Genomic DNA, 17,448 nt, shown 5'->3' with positions numbered 1-17,448 from the left:
TGGCCCGGCGTCCCGTCGGGATCAGACGCGGCGGAGGACGGCCACCACCTTGCCGAGGATCGTCGCGTCGTCGCCGGGGATCGGCTCGTAGGCCGCGTTGTGCGGGAGCAGCCACACATGGCCGTCCTCCCGCTTGAACCGCTTCACGGTCGCCTCGCCGTCGAGCATCGCCGCCACGATGTCGCCGTTCTCGGCGACAGGCTGGCGGCGGACCGTGACCCAGTCACCGTCGCAGATCGCGGCCTCGATCATGGAGTCACCCACGACCTTCAGCACGAACAGCTCGCCGTCGCCGACGAGCTGCCGAGGCAGCGGGAAGACGTCCTCGACCGACTCCTCCGCGAGGATCGGGCCACCGGCGGCGATGCGGCCGACCAGCGGCACGTAGGACGCGGCGGGCTTGCCGGCGGTGTCCGTCGGCTGCACGGACGCGGCCTGGTCGGACCCCCGCACCTCGTACGCGCGCGGACGGTGCGGATCACGGCGCAGGAAACCCTTGCGCTCCAGCGCCATGAGCTGGTGCGCGACGGAGGAGGTGCTGGAGAGCCCGACCGCCTGGCCGATCTCCCGCATCGACGGCGGGTATCCGCGCCGCTGCACCGAGTCCCTGATGACCTCGATGACCCGGCGCTGGCGGTCGGTGAGTCCGGAGCTGTCCGCCCGGATGCCGGGAGGTCGGCCCGGCAGGGAGCGCTTGTGCGCCTCGGGATTCGTGGCTTCGTTCATCGCATGCACCGGCTCGATGCGGCCCTGGGAGCGGTCCTGGGCAGTGATGGCGGCACTGTCTGCGGTGGTGGTCACGTCGGCCCCTCTCGATGGTCTCCCTGCAGCACAACGGTAGATGCTTTCGAAAGGTTGCGCCAAACACACGTTCGAGTGAAAAATCGCGAATTGCGGCACGCGTTCTTTCGTCGAGGTGTATTGGTCGCCGCACTTCCTGCCGGACAAACGGGCCATTTGTTGTACTCTTCACCGCCGAGGTCTCCGCCGGGGCGGCGGCCTCGCGGCGCGCGGACTCAGTCTGCCATCGTGGGTCCCCGCGTGCGTGAAGCGGCCCCGCCTTCTTCCGGAGCGGCACGCCCCCTCCCCGCATCCGGCACCGCTTCTCCTCATGGGGGGACGGGCCTGCGAGCCCGGGTCGAGCCGGTGGCACGCAAGCCCGGGGGTGCCTTCGGGCAGGCTTCCAGGGCCGTCTTCCCCTTCCGGCGCACGACACGCGTATCTGCCTTGTTGTATGCGCCAATCCCCACATCTAGTGGTTGGATTGCAACAGCAGCCCAGAAGTTGTGGTCCCCCCGGTCTCCGAGAGCTCCGCGATCGCCTATGCTGGTGCTGCTTCGTGAGGCCCCTGAGGTCTGGCGAGGCCATTGAGTCTGCTGTGAGGAGGGTTGGGATCCATGCACTGCCCCTTCTGCAGGCACCCCGACAGCCGTGTCGTCGACAGCCGCACGACCGACGACGGCACGTCGATCCGCAGGCGCCGCCAGTGCCCGGACTGCTCCCGTCGTTTCACGACCGTGGAGACGTGTTCGCTCATGGTGGTCAAGCGGTCGGGAGTCACCGAGCCGTTCAGCCGCACCAAGATCATCAACGGTGTGCGCAAGGCGTGCCAGGGACGGCCCGTCACCGAGGACGCCCTCGCCCAGCTCGGCCAGCGGGTCGAGGAAGCGGTGCGGGCCACCGGTAGCGCCGAGCTGACCACCCACGACGTGGGGCTGGCCATACTCGGCCCGTTGCAGGAACTCGACCTCGTGGCCTACCTGCGGTTCGCGTCCGTCTACCGGGCGTTCGACTCGCTGGAGGACTTCGAGGCCGCGATCGCGGAACTCCGGCGGGCGGAGCGGCCCGCCGAGGGCGACGGGGGCGGCGACGGGGCCGCCCCGGGGAGCCAGGAAGACGACAGCGGGCAGGAGGGGGCCGCGCAGGTCCCCGCGCCCGCTCCCGCCGCCGGCTGAGCGGCGGTCCGGCCCCGGACGCGAGGGTCCGGGGACCGGTTCGGCCGGCGACGACGAAGACCTGTTGCGGGCAGGTGAGTGGGTGCCCGCAGCATCAGACAGAACACCGTGCCACGGGAACATCGGGGCACTTCAGGGCGTTTTCGCCCGTATCAGGGAGGCGGCATGACAGAGACGGCGAGCGGTCCGGCACGTAGTTCCCGAGCCAAGGCGAGCAAGCCCGGCAAGGGACTGCGCGTCGAGCGCATTCACACCACCCCGGGGGTCCACCCGTACGACGAGGTGGCCTGGGAGCGCCGTGACGTCGTCATGACCAACTGGCGCGACGGCTCGGTCAACTTCGAGCAGCGCGGCGTGGAGTTTCCCGACTTCTGGTCGGTGAACGCGGTCAACATCGTCACCAGCAAGTACTTCCGGGGCGCCGTCGGCACCCCGCAGCGCGAGACCAGCCTCAAGCAGCTGATCGACCGCATCGTGAAGACGTACCGGAAGGCCGGCGAGGACAACAGGTACTTCGCCTCGCCCGCCGACGCCGAGATCTTCGAGCACGAGCTGGCCTACGCCCTCCTGCACCAGATCTTCAGCTTCAACAGCCCCGTGTGGTTCAACGTGGGCACGCCCCAGCCGCAGCAGGTCAGCGCCTGCTTCATCCTGTCCGTCGACGACTCCATGGAGTCGATCCTCGACTGGTACAAGGAAGAGGGCATGATCTTCAAGGGCGGCTCCGGCGCCGGCCTGAACCTCTCCCGCATCCGCTCCTCCAAGGAGCTGCTCTCCTCCGGCGGCAACGCCTCCGGCCCGGTCTCCTTCATGCGCGGCGCCGACGCCTCCGCCGGCACCATCAAGTCCGGTGGCGCCACCCGCCGCGCGGCGAAGATGGTCGTGCTCGACGTCGACCACCCCGACATCGAGGACTTCATCGAGACCAAGGTGAAGGAGGAGGAGAAGATCCGCGTCCTGCGCGACGCGGGCTTCGACATGGACCTGGGCGGCGACGACATCGCGTCGGTCCAGTACCAGAACGCCAACAACTCCGTGCGCGTCAACGACGAGTTCATGGAGGCCGTCGAGAAGGGCGGCAAGTTCGGCCTGCGTGCCCGCATGACCGGCGAGGTCATCGAGGAGGTCGACGCCAAGGCGCTCTTCCGCAAGATCGCCGAGGCCGCGTGGGCCTGCGCCGACCCGGGCATCCAGTACGACGGCGTCATCAACCACTGGCACACCTGCCCCGAGTCCGGCCGGATCACCGCGTCGAACCCGTGCAGCGAGTACATGCACCTGGACAACACGTCCTGCAACCTGGCCTCGCTGAACCTGATGAAGTTCCTCAAGGACGACGGCAAGGGCAACCAGTCGTTCGAGACCGAGCGCTTCCAGAAGGTCGTCGAGCTGGTCATCACCGCGATGGACATCTCGATCTGCTTCGCGGACTTCCCGACCGAGAAGATCGGCGAGAACACCCGCGCCTTCCGCCAGCTCGGCATCGGCTACGCCAACCTCGGCGCCCTGCTGATGGCCACGGGTCACGCCTACGACTCCGACGGGGGCCGCGCCCTCGCCGGATCCATCACCTCCCTGATGACCGGCACCGCCTACCGCCGCTCCGCCGAGCTGGCCGCGATCGTCGGCCCGTACGACGGCTACGCCCGCAACGCCGACGCCCACAAGCGCGTCATGAAGCAGCACGCCGACGCCAACGGCACCGCCACGCGCATGGACGACCTGGACACCCCGGTGTGGGCCGCCGCCACCGAGGCCTGGCAGGACGTCCTGCGCCTCGGCGAGAAGAACGGCTTCCGCAACGCCCAGGCGTCGGTGCTCGCCCCGACCGGCACCATCGGCCTGGCGATGTCCTGCGACACCACCGGTGTCGAGCCCGACCTCGCCCTGGTCAAGTTCAAGAAGCTGGTCGGCGGCGGCTCGATGCAGATCGTCAACGGCACCGTCCCGCAGGCCCTGCGCCGCCTGGGCTACCAGGAGGAGCAGATCGAGGCGATCGTCGCCCACATCGCCGAGAACGGCAACGTGATCGACGCCCCCGGCCTCAAGCAGGAGCACTACGAGGTGTTCGACTGCGCCATGGGCGAGCGCGCCATCTCCCCGATGGGCCACGTCCGCATGATGGCCGCGATCCAGCCCTGGATCTCCGGCGCCATCTCCAAGACGGTCAACATGCCGGAGACGGCGACCGTCGAGGAGGTCGAGGAGATCTACTTCGAGGCCTGGAAGCTGGGCGTCAAGGCGCTCGCCATCTACCGCGACAACTGCAAGGTCGGCCAGCCCCTCTCCGCGAAGACCAAGGAGAAGGAGAAGGCCGAGGTCACGGAGAAGGCCGAGGAGACCATCCGCGCCGCGGTCGAGAAGGTCGTCGAGTACCGCCCGGTCCGCAAGCGCCTCCCGAAGGGCCGTCCCGGCATCACCACCTCCTTCACTGTGGGCGGCGCCGAGGGCTACATGACCGCCAACTCCTACCCGGACGACGGTCTCGGCGAGGTCTTCCTGAAGATGTCCAAGCAGGGCTCCACGCTCGCCGGCATGATGGACGCCTTCTCCATCGCCGTCTCGGTGGGCCTCCAGTACGGCGTGCCGCTGGAGACGTACGTCTCGAAGTTCACCAACATGCGCTTCGAGCCGGCCGGCATGACGGACGACCCGGACGTGCGGATGGCGCAGTCGATCGTCGACTACATCTTCCGCCGCCTGGCGCTGGACTTCCTGCCCTTCGAGACGCGCTCCGCGCTCGGCATCCACTCCGCCGAGGAGCGCCAGCGTCACCTGGAGACCGGCTCCTACGAGCCGACCGACGACGAGGTCGACGTCGAGGGCCTCGCCCAGTCGGCCCCGCGCGCCCAGGAGCTGAAGGCGGTCACCGCGCCGAAGGCCGAGACCGAGGCGGCCAAGCCCGCCCCGAAGCAGGCCCACACCAGCGCCGAGCTGGTGGAGATGCAGCTGGGCATCCAGGCCGACGCCCCGCTGTGCTTCTCCTGCGGTACGAAGATGCAGCGCGCCGGCTCCTGCTACATCTGCGAGGGCTGCGGCTCGACCAGCGGCTGCAGCTGACGCCGACCCGTCCGGGCACTGCCCGGCGGTGAGACGGTGAGGGCGGTGACACCGGGAAACCGGTGTCACCGCCCTCGGGCGTTCGTGCCCCTCTTCGCGGGCCGTCCGTTCGGTGTCAGGCCCGGCGGGCCGCGCCCATCACGCGCGTGAAGTCCACCGGGTCGCCGTCGAAGCCCTGCACGCCCGCCCGGAACTCCCACGGGCCCGAGCCCTCCCGGACGAACTCCGCCACCGTGGCCGCCGTCGCCCCCAGCACCCCGCCGAAGTCGTCCTCCGCCAGCACGTCGTAGCCCTCGCGGATGCGCAGCCCCGGGCTGCGCACCCCGGAGAACGTCCGCGGCCCCTGCTGTTGCTGGATGACGACCCCGACCACCACGCGCGCGTAGCGCGGGTCCAGACGGTCCAGCTCCAGCGTCATGACCTCGTCGTACCCGAAGCCCTTGCCGTCCTGGCTGTCCCGGTTGAGCGTGATGGTGCCGTCGGGGGAGCGGCTGTCGAAGTGCACCACGTAGGCGGGGTCCCCGTGCGGGTCGTCCGCCGGATAGGGTGCGGCGACCAGGTCGAGGTCGGTGGAGGGCTCTCCCGACGGACTCGGATCCCACCGCAGCGCGATCTCGACCTTGCGGATCCCCTTGCTGAGGCCGTTCACCAGTTGTCCCCTTCCTCGTGACCGTCCTGCCGGCGCACCCCAACCACCGTGATTCCACGGCAGGTTGTCCATCCTGCCACGCAGGCGGCCCCGGGCGCCGGTACGCAGTCGACGCGACGGCGACCGGGGCCGTGCTCCCTGGCCTTACGATGGCGCGGTGCTGGTCAAGTGGATTCGCTGCACCGTGGTGGACCGTCGGGGGTTCGAGCGGGGACAGCGGAAGTGGGCGGGGCTTCTGGGGGAGCCGGGGTTTCGCGCGCAGGGCGGAGGCTGGAGCCGGGGGCGGCAGGACGTGGCGCACGTCTTCTCCTTCTGGGAGAGCCGCGCCTTCTACGACTCCTTCATGGCCCGGTCCCACGACCGGCTGGCCTCCTCACAGGCGGGAACCTTCACAAACGCCCAGGTCAGACTGTTCGACCACCGTTTCGACGTGAAGACCGGGTTCGAGCCGCGCTTCACCGACGCCGACCTGATCCGGGTCGCGCTGTGCCGGGTCCACGAGGAGCGCGCCGAGCACTTCGTGCTGATGCAGGAGAAGGTGTGGAACCCGGCGATGGCCGGATCGCCCGGCATGGTGCGGGGGCTGTTCGGCGAGGCACCGGGCAACGAGTACCTCGTCCTGTCGATGTGGCGGTCCGCCGCCGAACACGGCAAGTACCGGACCGAACGCGTCGAGCGACTGGCCCTGCGGGCACAGACCGAGGCGGACGTCGCGGCCCTCGCGGGAGACATCGTCGACATGGAGTCCGCCTGGACGGTGTGAGCGCTTCCGTGGCCCGGCGCGGCAATGAAGTGTGACAAATGCCGTACGGAACCCGCACGAGTGCCCGAAGTGCCCCCACCCGATCTAGGGTTTTGGCATGGCACGACCACGGCGCATCGTCCTTGTCCGGCACGGTGAATCAAGGGGCAATGTTGACGACACCGTCTACGAGCGCGAACCCGACCACGCCCTCGGCCTCACCGAGCGGGGCAGGAAGCAGGCCGAGGCGACGGGCGAGCGGCTCCGCGGCCTCTTCGGCCAGGAGCGGGTCAGCGTCTACGTGTCCCCGTACCGACGGACGCTCGAGACCCTGAACGCCTTCCGCCTCGACCCGGACCTGATACGCGTCCGTGAGGAACCCCGCCTGCGCGAACAGGACTGGGGCAACTGGCAGGACCGCGAGGACGTCCGCCTCCAGAAGGCCTACCGGGACGCCTACGGCCACTTCTTCTACCGCTTCGCCCAGGGCGAGTCCGGCGCCGACGTCTACGACCGCGTCGGCGGCTTCCTGGAGAGCCTGTTCCGCAGCTTCGAGGCCCCGGACCACCCGCCCAACGTCCTCATCGTCACCCACGGCCTGGCCATGCGGCTGTTCTGCATGCGGTGGTTCCACTGGACCGTGGCGGAGTTCGAGTCGCTGTCCAACCCCGGGAACGCCGAGGTGAGGATGCTCGTCCTGGGCGAGAACGGGAAGTACGAGCTCGACAGGCCTTTCGAACGCTGGCGCGAGCCGGAGCGCTACCCGATCACCGGACAGGCGGAACGCACTGGAGTCGGCGAGAGCCGGATGGGAGAGTTCCGAGGCGATGACCACTGATCGTTCCCCGGAGGCGCGGCTGGAGCGCGCGCTGGCGAGCCTGCGCGGCCTGTCGGTGGGGGATGCGCTCGGCTCGCAGTTCTTCGTGCCGGTGAACCATCCGCTGCTCAAGCGCCGCGAACTGCCCGAGAGCCCCTGGCAGTGGACCGACGACACCGAGATGGCGTGCTCCGTCGTCACCGTCCTGGCCGCGCACCACCGCATCGACCAGGACGCCCTGTCCCACTCCTTCGCCCACCACCACGACTTCGACCGGGGCTACGGCCCCGCCGTCAACCGCCTGCTGCGCCTGGTCCGCGAAGGCGGCGACTGGCGCGAACTGGCCGCCGCGCTCTTCAACGGCCAGGGTTCGTGGGGCAACGGCGCCGCGATGCGCATCCCGCCCCTGGGCGCCTGGTACGCCGACGACCCCGAGCAGGCCACCCACCAGGCGGAGATCTCCGCCTACCCCACGCACCAGCACCGCGAGGCCGTGGTCGGCGCCATGGCCGTCGCCGCGGCGGCCGCCCTCGCCGCCGCTGCGGACGGGCCGCCCGGCGCGGGGGACCTCCTCGACGGGGTCATCGCGCTGATCCCCGCACGCAGTGCCGTCGGCGCGGGGCTGCGCCGGGCGCGCGACATGCTCGACTACGGCGACGCGGCCACCGTCGCGGCCGTCCTCGGCTGCGGACGGCGGACGACCGCGCACGACACCGTGCCCTTCGCGCTCTGGTCCGCCGCCCGCTCCCTGGGCGACTACGAGAACGCCTTCTGGACGACCGCGCAGGTGGGCGGGGATGTCGACACCACCTGCGCCATCGTGGGCGGGGTGGTCGCGGCAGGGCCGGCGGGGGCGCCTCCCGAGGAGTGGACCGAGCGGGTGGAGCCGTTGCCGGAGTGGGTGGCGCGGGACGTCGAGGTCTGAGGGCTTCGGTCTTCGGGAGCGCGTCGCGGGCGGGTCGCGGGAAACTCTCCGTATGTGACGGGAACTCTGCGTGACCGGCTGCTCGTTGTCGGTGTGTCCGCTGCGGGCGGTGTGCGGCTCGGTGGACCCGTGGGTCCTCGGGAGCTGACACGTGTCGTCCCGCTGTGGACGCGTGGTGAGAGTGCTTCGGGGGGCGGCATGACGGTGTGGGCGGGGGTGCTGTTCGTGTGGTGCGGCGCGCTGCTGTCGTACGCGCGCCGGCCCGGCGTCGCCCCGCCGGCCCCCGTGGGGTCGGCCGGTGCGTCGCCGGGCCGGGCGCGTGTGGTGGGGGCGCCCCCCTCAGCCGATGCCGGGTCCCGCCGTGCCGGACAGCGCCTCCAGGTCGCTCTTGCGGACCCGGATGACGAGCCAGGCGACGGCCAGGGCCAGTACCGCCATGGCGGCCGCCGGGACGAAGGCCGAGGAGATGCCCTGCGCGAGCACCTCGTGCCCCCACGGCGCCGGAAGCTGCTGAGTCCGGGCGAACTCCGCCTTCTGCTCCGCCGTCGCCTCCGCGAGGAAAGCGGGCACCTGCTTCTCCGCCTCGTCCCGGCCGGCCGTGCCGAACACCGTGGTCAGCAGCGCCAGGCCCACCGACCCGCCCACCTGCTGGGTCGCGTTGAGCAGGCCGGACGCGGCTCCGGCCTCGTGCTGGGCCACCCCCGAGACCGCGGTGAGCGTCAGCGTCACGAAGTTCAGACCCATGCCGAAGCCGAAGACCAGCATCGGCCCGAGGATGCCGCTGACGTAGGAGCTGTCGGAGTCGATCAGCGTCTGCCAGGCCAGCCCCAGCGCGGCCAGGGTCGAACCGATGATCATGAACGGCTTGGGGCCGAACACCGGCAGGAACCGCTGCGAGATTCCCGCTCCGGCGGCGATCACGACCGTGACCGGCAGGAAGGCGAGTCCGGCCTCGATCGGGGTGTACCCGAGGACGTTCTGCACGAAGAGAACGATGTAGAAGAACATGCCGAACATCGCCGCGGCGAGGCTGAGCATGATCACATACGTGCCCGAGCGGTTGCGGTCGGCGAACATCCGCAGGGGCGTGATCGGTTCCTTGGCGCGCGACTCGATCAGCGCGAAGCCCGCCAGCAGGATGGCCGAGGCGACGAAGGAGCCGATGGTGACCGTGTCGCTCCAGCCCTCCTCGGCCGCGCGGATGAAGCCGTAGACCAGTGTGGCCATGCCGGCCGTCGAGGTCACCGCACCCGCGATGTCGAAGCGTCCGCTGTGCCGTTCGGACTCGTTGATGTACATCGGGGTGAGGACCGCGATCAGCAGGCCGATGGGCACGTTGACGAAGAGCACCCACCGCCAGTCGAGCCACTCGGTGAGCATGCCGCCCGCGAGCAGTCCGATGGCGCCGCCACCCGCCGAGACCGCGGCGAAGACGCCGAAGGCCCGGTTGCGTTCGGGGCCCTCCGGGAACGTGGTGGTGATGAGCGCCAGCGAGGTCGGCGAGGCGATCGCGCCGCCCACGCCCTGCAGGACGCGCGCCGCGAGCAGCTGCCACGGCTCCTGGGCGAGCCCGCCGAGCAGGGAGGCCGCGGTGAACAGCAGGATGCCGCTCATGAAGACGCGGCGCCGCCCGAGGATGTCGCCGGCCCGGCCGCCGAGGAGCAGCAGCCCGCCGAAGGTCAGGGTGTAGGCGCTGACCACCCAGGTGAGGTCGGTGGTACTGAATTGCAGGGCATTCTGGATGTGCGGGAGCGCGATGTTCACAATCGTCGCGTCGAGTACGACCATGAGTTGACAGGCCGCGATGACGGCGAGGGCGATGCCGGGGCGCCCTGGCCGGCGAGCCGCACCCGGCTTTGGATCCTGGAGCAAAGGAGAGGTGGTCACGATGGGTCCCCCACGGAAGAGTTAGTGAACGAGCGCGTTCACTGTTGCGTCAACGGTAGAAGCCCCCGACAGTGAACGCAAGCGTTCACTGAATGCCCGCCGTGTCGGTGCGTCCCCCTTCGGTGCCGTGCGGCGGATGCTTCATCCCCGAATGCCCGCTTCCTCTGCTCGTTGGAGAGAGTCAGATGGTTACTTCGAGCTGGGCCGCCGCCCAGGCTCAGACGGCCGCCTCCCGCCGCCGCGGCGCCGTACTGGAACGCGCGATCCTCGAGGCCGCGCTGGAGCAGCTCAGCACGGTCGGCTGGAACGGCCTGACGATGGAGGGCGTCGCCGCGGGCGCCCAGACGGGAAAGGCGGCGGTCTACCGGCGCTGGCCCTCCAAGGAGGATCTCGTCGCCGACGCCCTGCGCGCCGCGCTGCCCGACTTCCATGAGGCGCCGGATCTGGGAAGCGTGCGCGAGGACCTGCTGGAGCTGTGCCGCAGGGCCCGGGACGCCATGTTCTCCAAGCCGGGATTCGCTCTGCGCGCGGTCATTCACGAGTGCGACAGCACCGAGGCCGAGCGCTTCCACGCGGTGATCTTCAACGGTGTCGTGGAGCCGACCCTCACGATGCTCCGCGAGGTGGTCGAGCGAGGTGTCGAGCGGGGAGAGGTGCGGCCGGACGCGGCCAACGGATACGTCTTCGACGCCATCCCGGCGATGATGATGTACCGCTCGAAGATGTGCGGCAGCGAATGGTCGGATGTCGATCTCGAGCAGATGATCGACCAGTTGATGGTCCCGCTGCTGCGTCCGCACGCCTCCTGATCACAAGGTGGTGACGGCGGTGACCGCAGTCCGGGAACCGGGGTGTCGGACGCCGGACCCGGCGGCGTACGCTAAGGGCGCCATGCCGTACGAACCACCTACTCACACCGTCGAGCGCTCACTCCGCGCCACGACCGGAGCGAAGATCGTTGCAGGTGTCGACGAGGTGGGGCGTGGCGCGTGGGCCGGCCCGGTCACCGTCTGCGCGGCGATCACCGGACTGCGCCGGCCCCCCGAGGGACTCACCGACTCCAAGCTCCTCACCGTCAAACGCCGCACCGAACTCGCCGAGACGCTGCGGGACTGGGTGACGTCGTACGCCCTCGGCCACGCGTCGCCCGAAGAGATCGACGACCTGGGGATGACCGCCGCGCTCCGGCTGGCGGCCGTCCGCGCCCTGGAGGGCCTGCCCGTCCGGCCCGACGCGGTCATCCTCGACGGCAAGCACGATTACCTCGGCTCGCCCTGGCGGGTCCGGACGGTCATCAAGGGCGATCAGTCGTGCGTGGCCGTGGCGGCGGCGTCGGTCATAGCCAAGGTCCAGCGCGACAAAATGATGGCCGAACTGGGCGCCGACCATGCAGACTTCGGTTTCGCGGACAACGCCGGGTATCCGTCCCCCGTGCACCGGGCCGCGCTGGAGGTCCGGGGGCCCACCCCGTTCCACCGCCTGTCGTGGGCGTATCTTGATGCGCTGCCCCAGTGGCGGCACCTCAAGAAGGCCCGCGCCTGGGCGGAGGCGCGCGTCCCGGAGATCGAGGGCCAACTCGGCTTCGATTTCTGACCGGACGCTCGCACTGATGTGCCACCCGGCGATGCCGGCCGTGCCACCGTTTGATAAAAATCAGCTCATGCCTCTCATTCCCGAGGAGCCTCAGATTCACGAGAGTGCCCAGGGTCCCCGCGCCACGCCGGCCAGCGGCCGCATCGCGCCGACCCCCCGCCCCGTACCCGGTCCCCGCCCCGCGGCTCCGTCGCGTCCCGGTCGTCCCGGCCCGCCGCGGCCGGCGCCTCCGGCCCAGCGCACCTCGCGTGACGCGGCCCCCGCGGCCAAGCCCGGCCCTTCGGTTCCGCACGCCGCCGACGGCCCGCAGATCCAGCTGATCCCGGCTTCCGCCGAGGGGGCGCTCGACGCCGCCGAGGAAGCCGTCGACCTGCTCCTGGACTCCGGCCGCGCCCCCGGCGACGTGCTGGTGATCACCACAGGTGAACAGCACCCGTGGGCCACCCATGAACTGTCCTTCGGCGAGGCGTCCTACTGGGCGCAGCACGACGCCGGCGACGACGTCTTCTACACGGACGCCCAGGTGGCGGACCGTGCCAAGGCGCGTCCCGTCGTGGTGGTCGCCGTCAACGGCGGCCCCGAGTCCGTGACCGCCACCGCCCTGAAGGCGGCCCACGCCCGGGCCGGCGCGCTGCTGATCGTCTGCGGGGACCCGCAGCGCATCAACTCCGTGCTGGGCGCCGGGGTCTGAGCCGACGCCACGGCGTCGTCAGCCACTCGGGCGGGGACAGCGTGCTTGTGTGGACGCGGACGGTCGCGGTGCTTTCCCGTACCGCTGACCGGTCGGTGTGCCCGGGGCGGTCGGTGCGTCCCGGGGACGGGCGAGGCGCTCCGCACCCGGTGTGGCTCGTGGCTCTCCTCGGGCCCGCTCGCGGGCTCTCGGCGGCTCCCCGGGGCCACGGGCACGGCTTACGGAGCCTCCGGTTCCTGAGGGGCGGCCGGCCCGCGACGTCTCGTCCGCCATGGTCGCCGCTCCGTGGCGTCGTACCGGGGCGAGCCGACACCACGGGCTCGCGTGAGGCACGCGCGCGTCCGTCGGGCGCGCGGGCGGGCGAACGGCCCGACGTCAGCGGGCCGCGGCGCGCCGCAGCACCTCCGACGCGGCTCCGCCGGTGCGCGGGATCCGCGGCGGCGCCTCGGACATGGCGACCGGCTCCGGCTCCGAACCGGCGCTGGGATGGCGGCCGCCCCGGCCCTCACCCAGGACCTGCCAGCCGTCACGGGTCAGCGTGATGTACGCACCGCAGCGCAGCCCGTGCAGGGTGCAGGCGTCCCGCAGCCCCCACATCCAGGCTCCGTCCTCCTCCGTCCAGCGGGCGTCGCCCTCACGGCAGTACAGCAGGACGGCGGTGCGCACCGGGGTGCGGCGCCGCAGGTCGTGCGGGATGACCCGGCGAAGCTGGGCCAGCAGCGCGTTGCGGTACATCCAGCCGTCGGCGGAGGCGGAGTGCCGTGTGAACGACGCGCTCGCCCGCAGGCGTTCGTCCGGATCGAGCACGGCGACGACCGCGGTCGCCGGACCGGGACGGTGCCGGGCGTGCAGCCCGCTGACGACCTCGCGCGGGCTGCGCAGCAGCGGGATTCCCGCGGCCGCCCACTCCGCAGGCTCGAGCACACGGTTGGCGGATGCGGCGGACGTCGACAGCGATGCCGCCGAGGACGGAGCGAATCCGAAGGTCACGGTCCTCCCTTCGGCTACGCCCACACTGCGGGCGGGTCGGATTCGGGGGAGCGCGCACGCAACAGAGCCCTACCTGGTCGGCGGGCGAGCCGTGCGGGTGCGTCCTTCAATTCTTCCTGTCGAACTTGGATGCGGCAACGAGCAATTGAGGCGGGAGACCGTTATCGGCTGATCCGCGGCTAATATCCCCACCTGCCGAATACGGGCTTCCGCTCAGCCCTGTACGGCCAGTACCAGCGGCAGCACTCCCTGCGCACCCGCACGCCGCAGCAGCCGTGCCGCGACGGCGAGTGTCCACCCCGTCTCGGTGTAGTCGTCCACCAGAAGCACCGGACCTCCGGCCCGCGCGAGTGCCTCCGCGAGCTCGGGCGGGACGGTCAGCGCACCGGCGAGCGCCTTGAGCCGCTGGGCGCTGTTGCTGCGGGGGAGTTGATGCTGCTCGCCGGTGCTCTCCACCGTCCCGAGCAGCGGCAGCCGGCCCGTCTCCGCGATGTGCGCCCCGAGCGACCGGACGAGCTGCGGCCGCGTGCGCGAGGCGACGGTCACCACCCCGACCGGCCGGGGCCGGGCGTCGTCCGCCCCCGGCGCCCAACCACCCGGCCCCTTGGCCCAGTCGGCGAGCACGCCGACCGCGGCCCGGGCGACGTCGTCGGGCACGGGCCCGTCCGTCGCCTGCGGTGCGAGCAGCGGACGCAGCCGGTTGCCCCAGCCGATGTCCGAGAGCCGGCCGAGGGCCCGGCCCTGAGCGGCCTGCTCACCGGCCGGGATACGGCCCTTCAGGTCCACGCCGATCGCGGGGAGGCCGGTGGGCCACATGCGCCGGGGCTCCACCTCGACGCCGGCCCGGCCGAGGTCGGCGCGGGCCGCGTCGAGCGCCGCGGCGGAGGCCTCGGCCGTGTAGCGGGCGCCCGCGCAGTTGTCGCAGCGGCCGCAGGGCTTGGCGCCCTCGTCGTCCAACTGCCGCTGCAGGAACTCCATCCGGCAGTCCGTCGTCGCCACGTAGTCACGCATCGCCTGCTGCTCGGCCGCACGCTGACGCGCCACCCACGCGTAGCGCTCGGCGTCGTACGACCAGGGCTGCCCGGTCGCGATCCAGCCGCCCTTGACCCGCTTCACGGCCCCGTCCACGTCGAGCACCTTCAACATGGTCTCGAGGCGGGAGCGGCGCAGCTCCACGAGCGGTTCGAGCGCGGGGAGGGACAGAGGGCGGTCGGCGCGCGCGAGCACGTCGAGTGTGCGGCGCACCGTCTCCTCCGGAGGGAAGGCGAGGGAGGCGAAGTACTCCCAGATCGCCTCGTCCTCCTTGCCCGGCAGGAGCAGCACCTCCGCGTGCCGGACACCACGGCCCGCGCGGCCGACCTGCTGGTAGTAGGAGATGGGCGAGGACGGCGACCCCAGGTGGACCACGAAGCCCAGGTCGGGCTTGTCGAACCCCATGCCGAGGGCGGAGGTGGCGACGAGCGCCTTCACCTTGTTGGCCAGCAGGTCCTCCTCGGCCTGCTGCCGGTCGGCGTTCTCCGTCCGCCCGGTGTACGAGGCGACCACATGTCCGCGCCGGCGCAGGAACGCGGTGACCTCCTCGGCCACGGCCACCGTCAGCGTGTAGATGATCCCCGATCCGGGGAGCTGGTCCAGGTGGTCGGCGAGCCAGGCCATGCGGTGCGCCGCGTCCGGCAGGCGCAGCACGCTCAGGCTGAGGCTCTCCCGGTCCAGCGGACCCCGCAGCACGAGCGCGTCCGAGGAACCGCCCGTACCGAGCTGCTCGGCGACGTCGGCGGTCACCCGGGCGTTGGCCGTGGCGGTGGTGGCGAGGACCGGCACTCCCTCCGGCAGGTCGCTCAGCATGGTCCGCAGCCGCCGGTAGTCCGGGCGGAAGTCGTGACCCCAGTCGGAGATGCAGTGCGCCTCGTCCACCACGAGCAGCCCGGTCGCGGCGGCCAGCCGGGGCAGCACCTGGTCCCGGAAGTCCGGGTTGTTCAGCCGCTCGGGACTGACCAGCAGCACATCCACGTCCCCCGCGTCGATCTCCGCCCGCACGGCGTCCCACTCCTCGCTGTTGGAGGAGTTGATCGTCCGGGCGTGGACCCCGGCCCGGGCGGCGGCCTCGACCTGGTTGCGCATGAGCGCGAGGAGCGGGGAGACGATCACGGTCGGTCCGCCGCCCCGGGCCCGCAGCAGCGCGGTCGCCACGAAGTACACCGCGGACTTGCCCCAGCCCGTGCGCTGGACGACCAGGGCGCGGCGCTTCTCGGCGACCAGCGCCTCGATCGCCCGCCACTGGTCGTCACGCAGCCGTGCGGTGCCCGTGTCGTCGCCGACGAGACGGGCGAGCACCGCGTCGGCGGCCGTCCGGAGATCCGTGTCGTTCGTGTGCTCCATGGGTCCCATACAACAGGACGGCGCCGACATCGGCTCAGGGCTGTGGACGAAGGCCGGCCGGCGGCGATGGCGGTGACATGGACCTGATCCGACTTGTCCACAGGTAAACCGGAATGTCGCAATCCGCGAGAAGGTCGCGGCATGACGAACCACAGCGGGACGACCGGTCCCTCCGAGAACAGTGACATCCCCGTCCAGGGCGGGCGCGACGCGGCGGAGCCAGGACAGGAAGCGGCCGCGGCCAGGACCGAAACGACCGTGCCGGTGAGCCGGAAGGACCGCCCTCCGCTCCCGCCGGACCTGACGTGCACCGCGTACGAGAGCCACGGCGACCCGCAGCAGGTGACCCTGCGCACCCCGGCCGAGCTCGCCGACGCCGTGCCCTACCTCCTCGGGTACCGCCCGGAGGACAGCGTGGTCCTCGTCTCCCTGCACGACACCGGGGGGCGGGGCAGGTTCGGCGGCCGGGCCCGGCTCGGCATCCCCGCCGACCCCGGCGAGTGGCCCTCGGCCGCCCGCCGGCTCGCCCAGGGCCTGGTGACCGGCGGCGAGCGGCGAGGCTCCCGGCCCGAGCAGATGGTCGTCTTCCTGTGCCAGGAGCCGGGACCGGGCGAGACCGGCCGGGAGGTCAAGGAGCGGCTGGGACCGCTGGCCCACGCCCTGCGACTGGAGTGCGGAGCCCTGGACGTACCCGTCGTCGAAGCTCTCTGCGTCTCCGACGGCCGCTTCTGGTCGTACTGCTGCGACGACCGGGCCTGCTGCCCGGCAGAGGGGACGCCGATGGGTCTGCCCGGCACGTCCGTGCTGGCCGCCGCGGCCGCCTACGCCGGGCTGCAGGTCCGCGGCTCCCTGCGCGAACTGCACTCCCGGCTCCAGCCCTGGGAGACCTCCGCCGCCCATGACCAGCGTCGCGCACTGGACGAGGCGGCGCTGAAGCTGCTGCCCCGGATCGTCGACGCGGAGGACCGGAAGACCGTCGCCGACGAGACGATGGAACTGGCCGAGCGCCTCGTGCGCCGCCTCGCCGACGCGCCGCCCGTCTCCGGCACCCTCCCGGCGGACCTGCGCGACGACGAACTGGTCGGATTCGACGAGGCGGCTCTGGTGCTCCACGGGCTCCAGGACCGCACGACCCGCGACCGCGCCGCCGCGTGGATGGAGGGCGACGAGGCGGCCCCTGCCCTCCGCCTGTGGCGCACCTTGGCGCGCCGCTGCGTCGGCCCGTACGGGGAGTACGCCGCCGCGCCCCTCACCCTCGCCGGGTGGGTCGCCTGGTCCTCCGGGGACGAACTGGAGGCCCGGGAAGCACTCGCCATGGCCCTCGGGGCCGACCCGGACTATCTCTTCGCGCGTCTGCTGCACCAGGCGTGCAACGAGGGGCTCGACCCGGAGTCGATCCGCCGCTGCTTGCGGGGCGAGGGGGAGAGGGAGGAGGGCGGCCCGGCCGAGGCGGGCGGGACGCCCGGCCACGGTGCGGGCGAGGCGCCGGGACGGGGCGCGTGTCAGGCTCCCGGTCGCGATGCGGAGCCCGCGCCCAGGAGGCGCCGGATGCGGGCGGCCGGTCGCGCGGGGCGTTCCGCTCCCCGGGGAAGTGGCGCGACCGGGCGGGTGCCGCGCCCCCGCATGTCACCGGGCGGGGCCCGGCCCAAGGGCGCCGCGCACCCTGACGCGGCGAGCCGGCGCGGGCACCGTCAGGAGGGTGCGCACTCGATGTCACGTGGCGAGGAGGGGGAGGAGTAGAAGAGATGCCTGGACAGGCG

14 protein-coding genes are annotated in these 17,448 nt (G+C 71.6%); 9 read left to right on the top strand and 5 right to left on the bottom strand.

The annotated features are described in order from the left end of the window. Positions 1-21: 21 nt before the first annotated feature. Positions 22-801 (bottom strand): transcriptional repressor LexA, encoded by a 780-nt coding sequence (gene lexA, locus ELQ39_RS07580; RefSeq protein ID WP_024885652.1) that lies wholly within the window; start codon positions 799-801, stop codon positions 22-24. 596 nt (positions 802-1,397) lie between these two features. Between lexA and nrdR the strand changes: the two genes are divergently transcribed. Together nrdR and ELQ39_RS07570 are read left to right on the top strand one after the other, a co-directional pair. Continuing rightward, positions 1,398-1,955, top strand: coding sequence for a transcriptional regulator NrdR (gene nrdR / locus ELQ39_RS07575; RefSeq protein WP_086699468.1), 558 nt, complete (start codon positions 1,398-1,400; stop codon positions 1,953-1,955). Between the two features lie 165 nt (positions 1,956-2,120). Continuing rightward, positions 2,121-5,015, top strand: a complete 2,895-nt coding sequence (locus ELQ39_RS07570) for a vitamin B12-dependent ribonucleotide reductase (RefSeq protein ID WP_242591460.1) — start codon at positions 2,121-2,123, stop codon at positions 5,013-5,015. A 115-nt stretch (positions 5,016-5,130) separates the two neighbouring features. Here ELQ39_RS07570 and ELQ39_RS07565 read toward each other — a convergent pair whose 3' ends face one another. Beyond that, complete coding sequence (locus ELQ39_RS07565; RefSeq protein WP_242591459.1) at positions 5,131-5,664, bottom strand: TerD family protein; 534 nt, start codon at positions 5,662-5,664, stop codon at positions 5,131-5,133. A 157-nt stretch (positions 5,665-5,821) separates the two neighbouring features. On the opposite strand from ELQ39_RS07565, the gene ELQ39_RS07560 reads away from it, so the two are divergent. The 3 genes from ELQ39_RS07560 to ELQ39_RS07550 all read left to right on the top strand — a co-directional run bounded on the left by ELQ39_RS07560 (position 5,822) and on the right by ELQ39_RS07550 (position 8,148). Continuing rightward, positions 5,822-6,427 carry a DUF4937 domain-containing protein gene (locus ELQ39_RS07560; protein ID WP_242591458.1) on the top strand — a complete coding sequence of 202 codons (606 nt, stop codon included), beginning with the start codon at positions 5,822-5,824 and terminating at the stop codon, positions 6,425-6,427. A gap of 97 nt (positions 6,428-6,524) precedes the next feature. After that, positions 6,525-7,244, top strand: coding sequence for a histidine phosphatase family protein (locus ELQ39_RS07555; RefSeq protein ID WP_242591457.1), 720 nt, complete (start codon positions 6,525-6,527; stop codon positions 7,242-7,244). After that, positions 7,234-8,148, top strand: coding sequence for an ADP-ribosylglycohydrolase family protein (locus ELQ39_RS07550; protein ID WP_242591456.1), 915 nt, complete (start codon positions 7,234-7,236; stop codon positions 8,146-8,148). Before ELQ39_RS07555 ends, ELQ39_RS07550 begins: the two co-directional genes overlap by 11 nt. A gap of 339 nt (positions 8,149-8,487) precedes the next feature. Here the strand turns inward: ELQ39_RS07550 and ELQ39_RS07545 are convergent, their stop codons facing one another. Then, a complete protein-coding gene (locus ELQ39_RS07545; protein WP_242591455.1) occupies positions 8,488-10,035 on the bottom strand; it encodes an MFS transporter in 1,548 nt (515 codons plus the stop codon). Between the two features lie 185 nt (positions 10,036-10,220). Here ELQ39_RS07545 and ELQ39_RS07540 point away from each other — a divergent pair, with 185 nt between their 5' ends. From ELQ39_RS07540 to ELQ39_RS07530, 3 genes are all read left to right on the top strand, one after another. Next, the gene (locus ELQ39_RS07540; RefSeq protein ID WP_190001015.1) at positions 10,221-10,844 is read left to right on the top strand and encodes a TetR/AcrR family transcriptional regulator; all 624 of its coding nucleotides are present in this window, start codon (positions 10,221-10,223) and stop codon (positions 10,842-10,844) included. Positions 10,845-10,926: 82 nt separating this feature from the next. After that, positions 10,927-11,628: a ribonuclease HII gene (locus ELQ39_RS07535; protein ID WP_190001016.1), complete on the top strand. Its 702-nt coding sequence runs from the start codon at positions 10,927-10,929 to the stop codon at positions 11,626-11,628. Positions 11,629-11,695: 67 nt separating this feature from the next. Beyond that, complete coding sequence (locus ELQ39_RS07530; protein ID WP_225624982.1) at positions 11,696-12,319, top strand: hypothetical protein; 624 nt, start codon at positions 11,696-11,698, stop codon at positions 12,317-12,319. A 375-nt stretch (positions 12,320-12,694) separates the two neighbouring features. Here the strand turns inward: ELQ39_RS07530 and ELQ39_RS07525 are convergent, their stop codons facing one another. Together ELQ39_RS07525 and ELQ39_RS07520 are read right to left on the bottom strand one after the other, a co-directional pair. After that, positions 12,695-13,309 (bottom strand): hypothetical protein, encoded by a 615-nt coding sequence (locus ELQ39_RS07525; RefSeq protein WP_190001018.1) that lies wholly within the window; start codon positions 13,307-13,309, stop codon positions 12,695-12,697. Positions 13,310-13,522: 213 nt separating this feature from the next. Next, complete coding sequence (locus tag ELQ39_RS07520) at positions 13,523-15,688, bottom strand: RecQ family ATP-dependent DNA helicase (protein ID WP_242591454.1); 2,166 nt, start codon at positions 15,686-15,688, stop codon at positions 13,523-13,525. 141 nt (positions 15,689-15,829) lie between these two features. Between ELQ39_RS07520 and ELQ39_RS07515 the strand changes: the two genes are divergently transcribed. Further along, positions 15,830-17,428, top strand: a complete 1,599-nt coding sequence (locus tag ELQ39_RS07515) for a DUF4192 domain-containing protein (RefSeq protein ID WP_242591453.1) — start codon at positions 15,830-15,832, stop codon at positions 17,426-17,428. Positions 17,429-17,448 lie beyond the last annotated feature (20 nt).

This window comes from Streptomyces sp. GB4-14, assembly GCF_022696125.1.
In the GTDB taxonomy this organism is placed as follows: domain Bacteria; phylum Actinomycetota; class Actinomycetes; order Streptomycetales; family Streptomycetaceae; genus Streptomyces; species Streptomyces werraensis.
Note: the sequence above shows the minus strand (reverse complement) of the source record. Positions and strands in the feature narration are given on the sequence as shown.